Raw genomic sequence first — 13,933 nt, forward strand, 5'->3', positions numbered from 1 at the left:
CCTACTTCGAGCAGCACGGGACGCTGGCCTCGCCGCGGCACGGCATCGCCCTCGGAAAACCGGTCGGGCAGTGGCTCACCAACATCCGCCGCCCCGGCGGGCTCGGCAAAGACCCGGTCCGCGCCCGCCGGCGAGCCGAAGCGCTCGCCACGGTCGATCCGGACTGGAACCCGGCCGAGAACGGCTGGACGGTGGACTGGCAACGGCGCTACGTATACCTCTCCCAGCTCCTCACCGACGGCGCCCGCCTGAGCGCGATCGTCCCCGGGGTGACCCGGCATGGCGAGGACATCAGACGCTGGCTCGACTCACAACGCCGTAACTGGAGCGGGCTGAACGACGAGCAGCGCGAGCGGCTCGGCGAACTCGGCGTCAAGGCCGTACGAGCCCGTTGGACCGCAGCGAAGGCACATGCGGCCTCCACGTCCGGCCGAGGCACAGCCGCCTTCCAGACAGGCATCCACGCCCTCGCGCAGTACCGGGAGTGGGAAGGGAGCGGGATGCCGGGGCGCGGCCACGTCGAACTGCTCCCTGACGGCATGGAGCACCGGACCGGGGTGTGGATCGTCAACCAGAAACAACGCCGCGACCGGCTCCACCCGGAGCAACTCGCCGCACTCGCCGACCTCGGTATCGACTGGGCCAGACCGTGACGATGCACGACCAGCGCCACCGTTCGGTCTGCCGCGCTGCACGCCCCGCGCAGGCCCGACGCCGACCCGTCCGGGAGGGGACCGGCGAGACCGACGGAGTGCGGGAAACCCGTCTTCACCTCACTGTGGAACCAAGCGGATAAGGGGAGAGCGGAGGCCCTGACATGGCTGACAACGCTCCTCAAGCCTGGGGAAACCGACCGCCCCCTCCCCCGAAGCACCATTCCGGCGGTCGGTGGCGCCCTCATTGGCGGCTCTTCACATGGGTGATCCTCGCGTTCAACCTGGTGATGCTGCTGTGGCTGATCTCCGGAATCGCAGCAGCCGGCAAAGACCTCTGTGCCACGAAGCCTCCCGAAGTCCAGGACGCCTGCAGAGTGGGCAGCGATGTGGGCACCGTCCTCGGCGTGGGGGCAATCGTGTTTCTGTGGATGGCCGGAGCCGTGATCCTGGGTGTCCTGTGGCTTGTGACCAACTCACGGACAAAGGAGCGGCGACACAGCCACCACGGACACAAATGATCTTGAACCGTTCCAGGGGCCCTGACCCTGGGTTTTGGACACCGGAGACACTTGGATCTTGATGGTCCAGGAGAACGGAGTCCCCGTGGGGATGAAGCACTATCCCGCCGAGTTCAAGGCGGACGCGGTCGCGTTGTACCGGTCGAGGCCGGGAGCGACGATCAAGTCGGTCGCCGGTGATCTCGGGGTGAACACCGAAACGCTGCGGAACTGGATCCGAGCCGCCGACGGCCGCCGCCCCGGCGCCCACTCGTCGCCGCCGGCCGCCTCGCAGGCCGGCGACAACGCCGTTCAGGCGGAGCTGGCCGCCGCCCGCAAGAGGATCCGCGAGCTCGAGGAAGAGCGGGACATTCTCCGCAAGGCGGCCCGGTATTTCGCGACGGAGGCGCGCTGGTGAACCGCTACCAGTTCGTTGACGATCACCAGCGCCGTCACGGCGTGAAGCGGCTCTGCGACATCCTCGGACTGGCCCGCTCGAGCTTCTACTACTGGCGTCGCACCGCGGCCGCGAGAGCGGCCAGGCAGAGCGTCGAGGCCGGGCTCGCGGCCCGGATACGCAAGATCCACCAGGACTCCGACGGCACCTACGGAGCCCCCAGGATCACCGCGGAACTCCGCGACGAGGAGGGTCCGGTGGTCAACCACAAGCGGGTCGCCAGGATCATGCGGACCATCGGGCTCGAGGGCGTCCGGTTGCGCCGCCGGCACCGCACCACCGTCGCGGACCAAGCCGCGTCGAAGGCACCGGACCTGATCGGACGCGACTTCACCGCAGCCGACGTCAACAGAAGGTACGTCGACGACATCACATACCTGCCGGTCAGCGGCGCGAAGCCGCTCTACCTCGCGACCGTCATCGACTTGTGCTCGCGTCGGCTGGCCGGGTGGGCGATCGCCGATCACATGCGAACCGAGCTCGTCATCGACGCCCTGGCGGCAGCCGAGCGGACCCGTGGAAACCTGACCGGCGCGATCATGCACACGGACCACGGATCCCAGTATTCGAGCAGGGCCTTCGCTGAAACCTGCAGTTCAGCCGGGGTCCGGCAGAGCATGGGCGCGGTCAGATCCAGCGCCGACAACGCCGCCGCGGAAAGCTTCAACGCCGCCTTCAAGAGGGAGACACTCAAGGGCCGCAAAGCCTGGTCGAGCGAGCGCGAGGCGAGGCTCGACGCGTTCCGCTGGCTGACCCGATACAACACCCGCCGCCGGCACTCCCGCCTCGGCCATCGGTCCCCGATCACCTACGAGAACGACCTCCAGCCAGCTGCAACTACCCTGACCCAAGCCGCATAGACGTGTTCAAAACCCGGGGTCAAGGCCCTTGTTCATGAGAACGGGGTTCTGGCACAGATCTTCTGTGAAGTCGGGGTCGTCCTCGAACTGGTTGGCGAGTGACATCCCGCGTCTGGCAGGGTCGGTCACATGGATTGCATCTTCTGTGGGCTCATCCGTGAAGGTACCGGGAGCTGGGTGGATCGTGGTTCGGTGGCCTGTGCCTTTGCTCCACTGAACCCGCTGGCGCCGGGTCACACTCTGGTGGTTCCGACGCTCCATTACGCGGACGTCTTTGAGACCCCGCCCGAGGTCCTCGCCGTGATGACGGCGCTGGTGCAGCGCGTGGCCGAGGCCGCGCGGAGCGCCTTGAACGCCTCGGGTGTGAACATCCTCAGCGCCAGCGGCCCGGGTTCGGAGCAGTCGGTGCCCCATCTGCACTTTCATGTCGTTCCGCGGTGGGTGGGCGACGGAATCTCGACCTGGCCGGCCGGACGCTCCGTCCATCACGTCACTGGCGATCCGGGGGCGCGGCTTGCCGACGCTCTGGCTTCGGGGCCGGCACCACACAAGTGAGCCAGAGCCAGATCTTGGGGAGCGATCACGAAGCGTGACGGTTTCGTTCGATTGCAGGGCACTCGCGAGCGCGAAATATGTGGTCGTGGTGGAAAAATTTGATCCCGCCCGTCCTCGCATGGCCTCAGAGTTGCTCATCCCGGCTCCCCAGACCTACCACCACGCTGTCCCGTTGCTCTAGCCGCGCAGCAGGTTGATCGGTCGGGCAGCGTGCGCTCGAGGACGATAGGCGAAGTGCCGATGCCAGCGGGCCCACGTATGTTTCGGTTGACCGCCCGGCCGGGCGGCGAGGAGGGGTGAGACATGAAGTGGGTTGGGGACGCGCGGCTGGCAGCTGGGCCTGAGGCCGCCTGGTACCTGGAGACGGCGTTCACCCCCGGTGCTTACCTGGGGACGGTGTACGACGATCCGACAACGCCCATCGTTGTGACAGGGATCGAGGAGGTGACCACTATTCGTGTACCCAGCGGCCGTCTTGTCGTCGATGCTCCGTTCGACGATGACGACGTCTCGAGATACGAACAAGGGTTGCCGACGAGGCCCCCGCGGGAGCTGGCGGTGAGCATTCCCCCGGGCGTCTACCGAGTGGAGATCGCCTGGACGGCGGGCCCGTACGAGTTTTTCGGCGAGTACTTCGATGGCGTTGAGTGTGCCGCGACGCGCCTGCGTCTCAGCGACGGCCCTGTGATCGGGTGGGAGATGGGCCTGGGGGTCGAAGACGACATCGACCGGATTCAGCCAGGCAAGGAACCCCAGTTTTACTCCGACGCCAATGTTGGCTGTTTCGCCGACGCAGGTGCGTGGACGACCTTGTCCGCGCCATTTCGCGCATTCAAGGACGGCATTCCGGTGCCGCGCGACACCGAACGGCTGCCCGGATGGTGCGAGCGGGTACGCGACGAGTCGCAACAAGCCGATCTGGTCACGTTCGGGGCCGAGTCGGGCGGCATCGTCTGGTTGGGCCGCACCGCGACCGGCGACGTGGCCGCGATCGTCGTCACCAGCGGTATGCCGGGCACCAAAGCCTGATGCAGCTGCTGCCTCTGCTTGGCCGCTACGGGCAGCTGGAATGAACGGTAATCATAGAAATCTTCATGAAGGCCGCACTAGGCTGGCCGCCGCCAGAGGATGACGTATCGTCACATGGCCGTCTGCAACGGTCTGCTGCGCCCGGTGCGCCTCGGGCCGACGACGCCTCGACGATCGACTCGACGAGAGGGGCCGGACATGACGCGTTCCCGGAGGCCGGCACGGTACAGCTTCTTACCGGGAGTCCTGGGCCTGGTGATCCTGTTCGCCCTGAGCGGCTGCGCAACCAGCTCCGGCGGCTCCGCGCAGACCGAACCCACGAAACCGAAGCTGGACGTCTGCGCATTGGCGACCGAGGAGGAGGTCGGGGCGGTCCTCGGTCAACCGGCCAAGGGAAGCCGGGACGACACCGCCCTGCCCGGCCTCACGCAGTGCACCTACGTGAACGCCGCCAAGGGCCGCACCGTCTTCATCACCCTGCTGCCCTACGAGGTCAGCCGGCACACCAAGTCGGGCACACCGGTGGCCGGAGTGGGCGACGTGGCCCTGTACGAGGAAGCCAAGATCGGTGGCCATCTGTACGTGCGCAAGGGCTCGGTCAACTTCGCCGTCAACTACGCCGTCGTCCCCCTTGCCCCGGGAATCCCCGACGAGCACTCCAGCCAGATCCGCGGTCACCTCGAAACGCTGGCCCGCGCGATCGTGTCAAGGCTGTGAGCGGCCGCGCCTGCGTCAGTCCACCTCGATGACGGAGAACCGCCCGCCCCGCGGATCGGCGAGCCGGGCCGCCCGGCCGTACGGGTCTCATCCGGGCCGTCGAGGACCTGCCCGCCCAGCCCGACGGCCTGGCGTACGGTCAGGTCGGCGTCGGTGACGGCGAAGTGCACCTGCCAGAGCGGCCACCCCGGTACCGTGCCGCAGCGGATGCCCGCCATTCCGGTTGGCGACCTGGTCGGAGGGCTGCGGAATCACGGCCCGGATCCCTCGTAGGCGGAGATCGGTCCGGATCGCGCGGGACGAGTAGGCCTTGTCCGGCAGGACCACGTCCGGTGTGGTCCTGGGCCGGCCGATCGGCCGCGGCACCCATAAGCGGGCCGTGACCTCAGGGCGCGCAGGTGCACCAGCGGCCCGGCCTGGCGCGTAGCGGCCAGTGGCTCTTGCGGGCGTGACAGCGCGCCGAACGCCGGGAATCAGCTGCGCCCATCGGATGCGGGACCCGTCCCTTTGCAGCGGCTGCGGCCGCGATGGCGGGCGCCGTTGGAGACGAGCCCGTCCCTTGGGATCAGGCGGCGAGGTCTGCGGCCTCCGACGCGGACGAGGGCGGACCGGTGTGCACGCCGGGAGGCGCGTGGAGCGCGAGCGCGCAGCGCGGGTCAGCGGGTCGACCCGATGACCCGGGAGGGGAATTCGGACGCGCGTGCCGTCCGGCCGGGTGTCGACGCGCAGACCCGGCGGGGGCTTGACCTCGGCACGCAGGAGCACGTGCAGCTCGTAGCAGCGCCCGTCGCGCTCCTCCCAGATGCACTGGATGTCCGCCCACGGGAGAGCGGCTGCGATGCGTCGACCGGTCCGCCGCCGGCCGCGGATACGCAGTCCCCGGTGGTTCAGGGTCACCCGCCAGGGGCGCAGCGGCACCAGCCAGATGAGGAGTGCCCAACCGGATGCGAGGGCTGCGATGAGGGAGGTGTCAGATTGGGTGGTCCCCACGGCCGTGAGCTGGCCGGCGGCGGGGAGGAGGGTCAGCAGGGCGCCAACCGCGCGGGGCCGTACGGACAGCAGGTTCGGCGATGGCGAGCTACGGGCCGGGGAGAGGGGCTCGGGCGTGATCTGCGGGGCGAACAGGGCGAGGGCGGTGGTGACCAGGGAAGCCGTCGACCGGGGGTTGCCCGCCGGCAGCGGGCAGGCCGAGATGCGCGGCTTCCCGGGCATCACGACGTGGTGGACGGTGTAGGGCTGAGGTGTGACGTAGACATCCCGGCCGGCTGGGGGTTTCGGCGAGGGGATGTTGGTCGTGATCCGCATCAGCGGCCTTTTTCGAACGTCGAGTTCGAGGGACGTGACGGTCGCCCAGAGCACCTGGGTCCGGATGGGGGTGAGGGCGCCGACGGCGAACGACACACCGGCGGCGCTCAGGGTGAGTTCCACTGGCCGTGCCTGTACGAGGAAGGCGAGGAAGGCGGATCCGAGCAAGCACAACGGGATGAGGGCGTAGGGCTTGTCGAACGCCACCATCGCGGCGGGAGGTGCGCACAGCACCACGAGCGATGTCACCACGAGAATGACCCGCCGCCGCACCGCGATCCTGAACCGGACGTGCGGCGGGCCGGGTTGCGCGGGGACCACGGCCGTACGGGGCCGCGTCCGCGGCACCGCGTCGGCGGTGGAGGCAGCCGGGTCGACGGATGGGCGGATGCGGTTGAGGAGGCGGCGCGGCGCCGGCGGCCCTTGCGGACGGAGTGGTCCGGTCGTGGGGACGAGCGGAGCCAGCAGGGCGAGGAGGTCGTCGGCCGTGGGGCGTGCGGCGGGGTCCCTGGCCAGGCAGGTGGTTACGACCTGGCGCAGTTCGGGGGGCAAGGCCGAGACGTCGGGGAGGTCGTCCTCCGTGGGGGCGTAGCCGTGTGCGGCGTCGAACGGAAGCCCGCCGGCGGCGTGGACCATCACCGCCCCGAATGCGAAGACGTCGCAGGCAGGCGAGACCTCCTCGTACTGGAACGCCTCCGGTGCGATGAAGCCGGCCGTTCCTGACACCTGGCCGGTGGCGGTGCGGGTGGTGTCCGGGCCGTGGGCGATGCCGAAGTCGATGATCACGGGGCCGTCCGGCGACATGATGATGTTGTCCGGTTTCAGGTCCCGGTGGATGATGCCGGCCCCGTGGAAGGCGACCAGTGCTTCTGCCAGTGCGGCGCCCAGGCGGCCGAGACCCGCCAGGTCCAGGCGTCCTTCAGCGCCGATCCGGTCCCTGAGTGTGGGACCTGGTACGTAGACCGTGGCGATCCAGGGCGTCGTCCCGTCAGGGTCGGCCGCATGCAGGGCCGGCGTGTGCACCCCGCCCACCTTGCCGGCCACCTCGGCCTCGCGGCGGAACCGGGCTCGGACCCGCGGATCATGAACCCTGTCGGTGGGGATCACCTTGACCGCGAATTCTCGGCCGCCGCGGCTGCGGCCGAGGTACACCCGGCCCATCCCGCCCTGCCCGAGCAGGTGCTCGATGGTGTAGTTGGCAATCCGCCTGGGGTCTCCGGGTTCCAGATCCCGCATGCTCCGCCCGCCCGTTTCCCACCCGTACCCGGTCGTGCTCCGGCGACCGCCGGAGGACTCACTCTACGCCTGCCGCCCCAAGGCCGACAGGCCGCGTGGGAGGGCTGGTATATCGACCCACAGCATTGTTGAAGCGGCTGATGGGCGGATGCCCGCAACTCCCGGGGAGAGGGCGTCAAGGCTGTGCACGGTCGCTTGGAGGAAGTTGCTTTCCTAGCCCTCTTGGTCCGGTCATGCGTGCTTGGCAAACACGTGCGCGCCGAGGAGGCTGCGGGTGATCTCGGCGCCGAACCCGACCTGGGTGCCGGGGCCGATGACGACGTGGTCCCGTACGTACGCTCCGGCCGCGATCACGGCGCCTCTGCAGACCAGGACCGGGCCGGTGACGCGGGCGCTGGCCTCGGTGCGGGCGCCGCTCTGGACGATGACGTAACCGCTCACGCGTGTTCATCGCCGGCAGTTCGACCGTGACAGCCCGCGTGCCGTCCATGCGCGGGCGTAGGGTGTGAACGCCGGGCTGCCAGTCGTTGAAGTCGCCGACCACGCTGACCGGTCCGGACGGAGTGTCGGCGGTGAGGATCAAGGTGACCTCGGTGCGGTCCTTGCGCAGGGTGCGCTCCAGCATGGGAGTCGGCACCTGACGATGGCGGGTGGGTGCTATCTGGCCACGCCCGGGAGGCGTCCCGGCTCAAAAGCGTCGCGCGGAGTTCGCTGCTTGGACTGCCTGCCGGATGCGGACGTCGACCAAAGGGTCCTGCTCCAAGCCGGAAAAGTGCCGGGCGGCGCTCGCGTGATCGCGGAGGGCTGCTGCGACAAGGCTGGCGGTGTCTCCCGTCATCGTGCGCAGCCAGGGGGTCACCCGGTCTTGGGCACTCCATTGGTCCCAGGCTCCGTCCCAAGTGAGCATGGCGCGGGTCGCTTCGTCGAGAAGGTCCCATGCCTGGCGAGTAGCTGCGATGGCGGCTATGGCGTGGAGCGGGATGAGTTGGCGTGATGCCCGTCATCGCCACCGCGGTCGCGCTACTGGCCGCTGACTGCTTGGGCCGCTGCACCCCGGGGCACTGAGGGCACCCCGGGCGCACAGCGGAAAGGGTCAGGCCGGGGTGATGTTCTCGGCCTGGGGCCCCTTTTGGCCCTGGGTGACGTCGAACGTGACGACCTGGCCCTCCTGGAGCTCACGGTAGCCCGAGGAGTTGATCGCCGAGTAACGGGCGAAGACGTCGGGGCCGCCACCCTCCTGGGCGATGAAGCCGAAGCGCCCGGAGACAGGCACGAACATGGGAAACCCGGGGCCCGCCGGTGTCCGACGGGCGTGGGACGGTCTCAGGCCGATGCCGTCGGGTTCACCGAACCAGCGGCATGGCGGTAGCCAGCGTTGATGCGCTGCGCTTCTTCGAGCTGATCCTCGAGGATGACGATCCGGCAGGCAGCCTCGATCGGTGTGCCCTGATCCACGAGTTCGCGGGCGCGGGCGCGGGCGGCGATGCGTAGCTGGTAGCGGGAGTAGCGGCGGTGGCCGCCGGCGGAGTGGGGTGATGAGGCGGGCTTCGCCGATGGCGCGGAGGAAGTTCTGGGTGGTGCCGAGCATTTCTGCGGCCCGGCCCATGGTGTAGGCGGGGTAGTCGTCGTCGAGACGGCCAATCGAGTCGTCTGCGGTCATTGCACCTCTTTCTGGAACACGGAGGGGCCCTGGTGCCTATGGCACCAGGGCCCCGAAGGAACTGTTACACCATCTACCGGCCCTGGAACTGCGCCGGCCTACTTGTTTCCGCGTGCCTGGCCTGACTGCTGCCCGAGGCGCGGGGATCGCGGTTGCTTGACCGGAGACCACCTCACTAACGATGTCCTGCGGTACCCGGACTCAGACTTCCGCCCGGGCGATCCTGATGGCGCCCAATCCCTCCGTTCATCCCTCGGATGATCAACTACTTACCACTGCGAACTGCGGTACTGCTCCACTCAGAACTGCTGGTACTGCGCACTGCTTGTACTGCTCGCGGCCTGTCCGAGCGCCACGTTTCGGCAGCCAGCCCCGTCGCCTGTCCTGCGTCTTCTCTGGCTTAGAACCCCACTGCCGAACCTCCCGGTGTACCCGCCCACACTCCAGCGCACTCACCGAGGTACCACTTACTGACTGCACTGCTTGGCTCTGCGAACTGCGGGTACTGCCACTGCGTTAACTGCGGTCCTGCTCTCGGCGGCCCCTGATCACTGCGGGCCACCCGGTCCGATGGCCAGTCCCGTCGCCGTCCTGCACCTGCTCTGGCTTCGACACTCCACCACCGCACCGCCCTGCGCACTGCAACTACGGGTACTGCGTACTGCGTGGACTGCTGCCTGGCAGTTCGTCTCTGCCAGGCCCCGCGGTCTCTCTGGGCTACGAGAGAAACCATAACCACGACACAGTGCAATGTCTACTCCGGCCAGGACAGATTTTTAGGTGCCCAGCTCTGAGGTAATCGGGTGTTGTCGGGTTCAACCGCTACGGAGGCGGGGACAACGTCCGGGCAGGCTAAGCCCGACACGAGCAACGGACACGGAGGGCGCGATGACCACGATGAGCAGCGAGCGCACAGCCCTTGGCGCCCTGGCCGCCGTTGCCGAGGCGCGCCGGAGCGCCTGGTCCTTTCTTGAAGCCCTCGGGCCGTCGGGGATCGACCCGGAGCGTGCCGACAGCGTGGTCCTGGTCGTCTCCGAGCTCGTGACGAACGCCCTGCGCCACGGTGGCGGCGCCTACACGCTTCGCTTGACCGTCCACCCCGGCATCATCGAGGTCGCCGTCGAAGACTCCGATCCCCGCCCGCCGCGAATGCGGACCCCCGACCTCGTCGACGGCACCGGCGGGTTCGGCTGGCACATGGTCAACGACCTCGCCCTCGCCACCGTCGTCACGCCCACACCCGAGGGCGGCAAGACCGTGCGCGCCCTCCTCCCCCGCAGATAGATGTCGCCGGCGGGCGGGCCCCGGAGATCCAGCAGTCGCACCGGCCCCCGCTGAAAGCACCCGCCCAGGCAACGCTCCAGCCCCCTCCCGGTTCAACCCCGTCCCGCGCCCTCTGCGCACGCTTCAGCGCGCCGCATGCCCGCCTTACGCCGTACCGCGCCAGGATGGGGCCCCGCGGGTCCGAAGCCCTCGGGTGACGGGAGCAGAACATTGATCAACGTGGACATCCAGCACTGCCGCAGCTCAATTCTGATCAACGCCACCGGAGAACTCGACGAGGGGGCAGGAGAAGTCCTCCGGCGGACGCTGGACTACGTGACCATGGACGAGCACGATGTCCTGGTGGACCTGCACGCCGTCGCGGCCATGGACATCGACGGCCTGCTCCATCTCCTGGACCTGCACCGGCGCGCGGAGCGCATGCGGCTACGGGTCCAGGTCTCCGGCTGGCAGCCCCAACCCCAGCAGTGCATGGCCACTGTGGCCGGCATCCCCGGGCCCAGAGCAGACACCGGGGAGCGCTACGCCCTGGCAGGCTTCCGCCGACTCCTCGAGGAGAAGGCGCAACGCGCACAGGAGCGCTCCGACTTCGCCGAGGGCTGGCTGCCTCACATCTAGCCGCGTCCCGGCGTGGCTGCGATTCGGCATGAAGCGAGGTCCACGAGCTCTTCCCATTTCTGCGCCTCGGCCGCCATGCCCTGCCGCTCCAGCCACGTCCGCCGCGAGCGCAGTCCGGGCCCAGGAGACGAGGTGTTCGCCCTGTCACCTGCGTGACAAGCCCAGCCTGCGCGGCCGCGCCGTCGTAGCTACCGGTCTGCAGATCTCTCAGGCATGTCCTGGGGGCAGACCTCGGCCAAGAGCTCCAGCAGATGGGCAGTCACCAGCCCAGGCTCGCCCCGCCGCACCCAGGTATAGACGGCAACCCGGGCCGAGGCATCGGCATGCCGCAGGACGTACCCGTCCACCAGCCCATCCGAACAGGACTCCCGTACCTGGATCTGCCGGGGCTTTTCGGCCCCTTCAACCAAGACCTCGACGACCTGACGCTCCGGGCCATCCCGAAACTGATACACCCAGCACGTACGCATGCGGACCATTGTTTCCAGCCCTCCTGGCCGAGGAACGCCAGACACCCGCCACCCCGGCCGGGGTGGCGGCGGCGTTTCACACGGCGTCGTCGCGGTCGTGCAGGGCCTGGTTGTCAGGGAGCTCCAGGCATGGAGCGCCGCGGGGCGGGGTCGCGCCGGACGGTGTCGCGATGGCGGGTGTCGTGGTCGCGGGCGCCCGAGGCGGCGGCGAGGGCGAGGAGGGTGGCGATGGCGCCGGTGATCAGGTTGCTGGTGATCGAGCGGGTATGGGCGACGTCGCCGGCAACGACCCAGGGGGCGACGCAGGTCCAGATGCCGACAACTACCGCGGCCCAGGCCATGGAGTGGGTGCGCTCATAGGAATTGCCGAGACCGCCGAGGAACAGCGTGTAAGCGACGCCGGCGATGAGGTTGCTGACGGCCAGCGTCGTGAAACCGCTGAAGCCGACGATCCACGGGGACGCAGCAAGGAAGACGCCTGTGAGCAGCGCCAGGGCCTCGACCATCTGGGCGCGGGGCGTAGCTGCCGCCCGGTCGTGCCGGGCACGCAGAACCAGCCCCAGCCGCCCCGATTGAACGCTGCCCCTTGGCCAGGCGCTGCGCGTCTTCCTTCTTGGCAGCGGGCACCGCCCGGCCGCCGGTCGGTGCCGGCGGTCGGCCTGTATGGGGTGGTGGCCACCCTGCAGAGCGACGACGATTTCGGCCGGATCCTCGCCGCGTATGGCGGGATCTTCGTCGCCGGGTCGATCGCCTGGGGCATGGTCGCCGACGGCTACCGGCCCGACCGCTTCGACGTCATCGGCGCGCTGGTCTGCCTCGCCGGGATGGCGGTCATCGTGTACGCCCGCGCGGCCACCGAACGGACCGACCCCGGCCGGGAGCAGGCCCAGGCCGGGGGCCGGTCTGGGCGTCGTGGTGGCAGGGTCAGGTGTGCCGGGCGAGCTTGACGGCGGAGACGAGCAGGGTCACGGCCAGGGCGGGGATGAGGACCAGGTCCGGGAACACGCCGAGGAGGAGCCCGCCTAGCACCGCGCCGGTGATGGAGCCCGCGGCCATGGTCATGGTGAAGCGGAGGTTGGCGCCGAGGGCGGCGAAGCTGCCGTCGCGGCTGTAGCGGGCGAACGCCACGAGCATGGTCGGCAACGAGACCAGCAGGGAGAGGCTGCCGGCGGTCTTGATGTCTTCACCGAACAGCAGCACGATCGTAGGATCAGCAGCTCGCCGCCGGCCACCCCCATGATCGCGGCGACCACACCGATACCGAAGCCGGCCACGACACCGGCGGGCACCTGCGCCCACAACGGAAGATCGAGCGTGCCCAGAGTTGTGGTGTGGGTGACCATCAGGGCGGCCGCCATGAGCACCATCAGGGCCGCCAGCACCTTGTAGAGGGTGGCGGAGCGCATCCGCAGCGCCCAGGTCGCTCCGGCCCAGGCTCCCAGCAGGCTGCCGGCCAGCAGGTTGACCGCGACGGGCCAGCGGGCGGCGACATCGGCGGCCGGGACCGCCGCCAGGCGGGCGGGCAGCGCGACCAGGACCACGACCAGGCTCATCGCCTTGTTCAGGATGACCGCCGAGAGCGCGGCGAACCCGAACAGGCCGATCAGCAGCGGCAGACGGAACTCCGCGCCGCCCAACCCGATCATCCCGCCCAGCACACCGATGGCCGCTCCCGCGGCGAACACCACCGGCGCCGGCCGCGTGGCACGCAGGGGGACGAGGGACTGGTCAATGGTCATGACCAGAATCCTGACTGTCGTCTGCGCCCGCCCGCTACGGCCCACCCCCACCTTCGGGTGAAAGCACCGAGCCCCTGCCCCGGGAACCGTCCGGACCTCCAACCGGCGGCCAGGGAATGCTCAGCAGCAGGAGCAGCCCGGCTCACAGCCGCATGCGTCCAGCCCGCTCTCGGCGGGCTCGGTGGTGAGAATCGGGGTGTTGGTGGCGGGTGCGCAGCAGCCCTTGCCCTGCCAGGCGTCGCGGCCTTCCTTGAGCGCGATGCCGGCGATGACCAGGGCGGCGATGGGGTCGGCCCAGGACCAGCCGAGGGTGGCGTTGAGGAGGAGGCCGAGGAGGAGGACGGCGGAGAGGTAGGTGCACAGCAGGGTCTGCTTGGAGTCGGCGACCACGGAGGCGGAGCCGAGTTCGCGTCCCGCGCGGCGTTGGGCGGCCGACAGGAACGGCATGATCGCCAGGGAGAGGGCGGCGATGACGATCCCGGGGATCGAGCGTTCGGCCTCGCCGGTGCCGGTCAGGGCGCGGACGGCGTCGAAGGTGACGTAGGCGGCGAGCATGAAGAACGACACCGCGATGATCCGCAGCGTGCGCTTCTCGCGGGCCTCTCGCAGGGTGTGGTCGCGGGCGGAGAACTGCCAGGCGACCGCCGCGGCGGAGGAGACCTCGATCACCGAGTCCAGGCCGAAGCCGACCAGGGCGGTGGAGGAGGCGATCGTGCCCGCGGTGAGCGCGACGATCGCCTCGATGACGTTGTAGGAGATCGTCGCCGCGACCAGCAGCCGTATCCGGCGGGCCAGGACGTCCTGGCGGGCCGGGGCCGGGCCTATGCCGATGGGTATCTCGGCGGTCATC

The 13,933-nt window shown here is 69.3% G+C and carries 15 protein-coding genes and 2 pseudogenes; 9 read left to right on the plus strand and 8 right to left on the minus strand.

Annotation, left to right across the window (positions count from 1 at the left end; genetic code table 11):
- The 6 genes from ACFWBW_RS32345 to ACFWBW_RS32370 all read left to right on the plus strand — a co-directional run.
- On the plus strand, nucleotides 1-653 hold a 653-nt coding region (locus ACFWBW_RS32345; protein WP_385380139.1), incomplete at its 5' end, for a helicase associated domain-containing protein.
- Between the two features lie 266 nt (nucleotides 654-919).
- A complete protein-coding gene (locus tag ACFWBW_RS32350; protein WP_385380142.1) occupies nucleotides 920-1,174 on the plus strand; it encodes a hypothetical protein in 255 nt (84 codons plus the stop codon).
- A gap of 85 nt (nucleotides 1,175-1,259) precedes the next feature.
- Nucleotides 1,260-2,470 (plus strand): IS3 family transposase gene (locus ACFWBW_RS32355; RefSeq protein WP_385380249.1). Its coding sequence is split into 2 segments (ribosomal slippage): nucleotides 1,260-1,560 and nucleotides 1,560-2,470, totalling 1,212 coding nucleotides; the frame shifts between segments, so codons are not numbered across the junction.
- 129 nt (nucleotides 2,471-2,599) lie between these two features.
- Nucleotides 2,600-3,025, plus strand: a complete 426-nt coding sequence (locus tag ACFWBW_RS32360; protein WP_385380145.1) for an HIT family protein — start codon at nucleotides 2,600-2,602, stop codon at nucleotides 3,023-3,025.
- 303 nt (nucleotides 3,026-3,328) lie between these two features.
- Complete coding sequence (locus tag ACFWBW_RS32365; RefSeq protein WP_385380148.1) at nucleotides 3,329-4,054, plus strand: DUF4241 domain-containing protein; 726 nt, start codon at nucleotides 3,329-3,331, stop codon at nucleotides 4,052-4,054.
- Nucleotides 4,055-4,309: 255 nt separating this feature from the next.
- On the plus strand, nucleotides 4,310-4,771 hold the full coding sequence (locus ACFWBW_RS32370; RefSeq protein WP_385380151.1) for a hypothetical protein: 462 nt from the start codon (nucleotides 4,310-4,312) through the stop codon (nucleotides 4,769-4,771).
- Nucleotides 4,772-4,858: 87 nt separating this feature from the next.
- Here ACFWBW_RS32370 and ACFWBW_RS32375 read toward each other — a convergent pair whose 3' ends face one another.
- The 4 genes and pseudogenes from ACFWBW_RS32375 to ACFWBW_RS32390 form a co-directional block, all read right to left on the minus strand.
- Nucleotides 4,859-7,312, minus strand: a complete 2,454-nt coding sequence (locus ACFWBW_RS32375; protein ID WP_385380154.1) for a protein kinase — start codon at nucleotides 7,310-7,312, stop codon at nucleotides 4,859-4,861.
- A gap of 231 nt (nucleotides 7,313-7,543) precedes the next feature.
- Nucleotides 7,544-7,753, minus strand: a complete 210-nt coding sequence (locus tag ACFWBW_RS32380; RefSeq protein WP_385380157.1) for a hypothetical protein — start codon at nucleotides 7,751-7,753, stop codon at nucleotides 7,544-7,546.
- 652 nt (nucleotides 7,754-8,405) lie between these two features.
- Complete coding sequence (locus tag ACFWBW_RS32385; protein ID WP_385380160.1) at nucleotides 8,406-8,591, minus strand: cold shock domain-containing protein; 186 nt, start codon at nucleotides 8,589-8,591, stop codon at nucleotides 8,406-8,408.
- Nucleotides 8,592-8,635: 44 nt separating this feature from the next.
- A pseudogene (locus ACFWBW_RS32390) lies at nucleotides 8,636-8,972 on the minus strand (MerR family transcriptional regulator).
- A gap of 888 nt (nucleotides 8,973-9,860) precedes the next feature.
- Here ACFWBW_RS32390 and ACFWBW_RS32395 point away from each other — a divergent pair.
- On the plus strand, nucleotides 9,861-10,256 hold the full coding sequence (locus ACFWBW_RS32395) for an ATP-binding protein (RefSeq protein WP_385380163.1): 396 nt from the start codon (nucleotides 9,861-9,863) through the stop codon (nucleotides 10,254-10,256).
- Nucleotides 10,257-10,475: 219 nt separating this feature from the next.
- Nucleotides 10,476-10,874, plus strand: a complete 399-nt coding sequence (locus tag ACFWBW_RS32400; RefSeq protein WP_385380166.1) for an STAS domain-containing protein — start codon at nucleotides 10,476-10,478, stop codon at nucleotides 10,872-10,874.
- Between the two features lie 583 nt (nucleotides 10,875-11,457).
- On the opposite strand, the gene ACFWBW_RS32405 is transcribed toward ACFWBW_RS32400, so the two are convergent.
- Complete coding sequence (locus tag ACFWBW_RS32405; RefSeq protein WP_385380169.1) at nucleotides 11,458-11,850, minus strand: SPW repeat protein; 393 nt, start codon at nucleotides 11,848-11,850, stop codon at nucleotides 11,458-11,460.
- A gap of 138 nt (nucleotides 11,851-11,988) precedes the next feature.
- Here ACFWBW_RS32405 and ACFWBW_RS32410 point away from each other — a divergent pair.
- Nucleotides 11,989-12,189, plus strand: a pseudogene (locus ACFWBW_RS32410) (YnfA family protein); the annotation flags it as partial.
- 79 nt (nucleotides 12,190-12,268) lie between these two features.
- Here the strand turns inward: ACFWBW_RS32410 and ACFWBW_RS32415 are convergent.
- The 3 genes from ACFWBW_RS32415 to ACFWBW_RS32425 all read right to left on the minus strand — a co-directional run bounded on the left by ACFWBW_RS32415 (nucleotide 12,269) and on the right by ACFWBW_RS32425 (nucleotide 13,932).
- Entirely contained in the window at nucleotides 12,269-12,406 is a 138-nt protein-coding gene (locus ACFWBW_RS32415) for a hypothetical protein (protein WP_385380172.1), read from the minus strand.
- Nucleotides 12,403-13,083: a TSUP family transporter gene (locus tag ACFWBW_RS32420; protein WP_385380175.1), complete on the minus strand. Its 681-nt coding sequence runs from the start codon at nucleotides 13,081-13,083 to the stop codon at nucleotides 12,403-12,405. The genes ACFWBW_RS32415 and ACFWBW_RS32420 overlap by 4 nt, the downstream gene beginning before the upstream one ends.
- 120 nt (nucleotides 13,084-13,203) lie before the next feature.
- Nucleotides 13,204-13,932 (minus strand): cation transporter, encoded by a 729-nt coding sequence (locus ACFWBW_RS32425; RefSeq protein WP_385380178.1) that lies wholly within the window; start codon nucleotides 13,930-13,932, stop codon nucleotides 13,204-13,206.
- Nucleotide 13,933 lies beyond the last annotated feature (1 nt).

This window comes from Streptomyces sp. NPDC059957, assembly GCF_042730015.1.
Classification (GTDB): domain Bacteria; phylum Actinomycetota; class Actinomycetes; order Streptomycetales; family Streptomycetaceae; genus Streptomyces.

Excerpts from the sequence above, each read along its gene's own strand:
- ACFWBW_RS32415 (WP_385380172.1), bottom strand. The coding sequence starts at position 12,406 with ATGACCATGGCCGCGGGCTCCATCACCGGCGCGGTGCTAGGCGGGCTC.
- ACFWBW_RS32375 (WP_385380154.1), bottom strand. The coding sequence starts at position 7,312 with ATGCGGGATCTGGAACCCGGAGACCCCAGGCGGATTGCCAACTACACC.
- ACFWBW_RS32395 (WP_385380163.1), top strand. The coding sequence starts at position 9,861 with ATGACCACGATGAGCAGCGAGCGCACAGCCCTTGGCGCCCTGGCCGCC.
- ACFWBW_RS32385 (WP_385380160.1), bottom strand. The coding sequence starts at position 8,591 with ATGTTCGTGCCTGTCTCCGGGCGCTTCGGCTTCATCGCCCAGGAGGGT.
- ACFWBW_RS32425 (WP_385380178.1), bottom strand. The coding sequence starts at position 13,932 with ATGACCGCCGAGATACCCATCGGCATAGGCCCGGCCCCGGCCCGCCAG.
- ACFWBW_RS32365 (WP_385380148.1), top strand. The coding sequence starts at position 3,329 with ATGAAGTGGGTTGGGGACGCGCGGCTGGCAGCTGGGCCTGAGGCCGCC.
- ACFWBW_RS32420 (WP_385380175.1), bottom strand. The coding sequence starts at position 13,083 with ATGACCATTGACCAGTCCCTCGTCCCCCTGCGTGCCACGCGGCCGGCG.
- ACFWBW_RS32360 (WP_385380145.1), top strand. The coding sequence starts at position 2,600 with ATGGATTGCATCTTCTGTGGGCTCATCCGTGAAGGTACCGGGAGCTGG.
- ACFWBW_RS32405 (WP_385380169.1), bottom strand. The coding sequence starts at position 11,850 with ATGGTCGAGGCCCTGGCGCTGCTCACAGGCGTCTTCCTTGCTGCGTCC.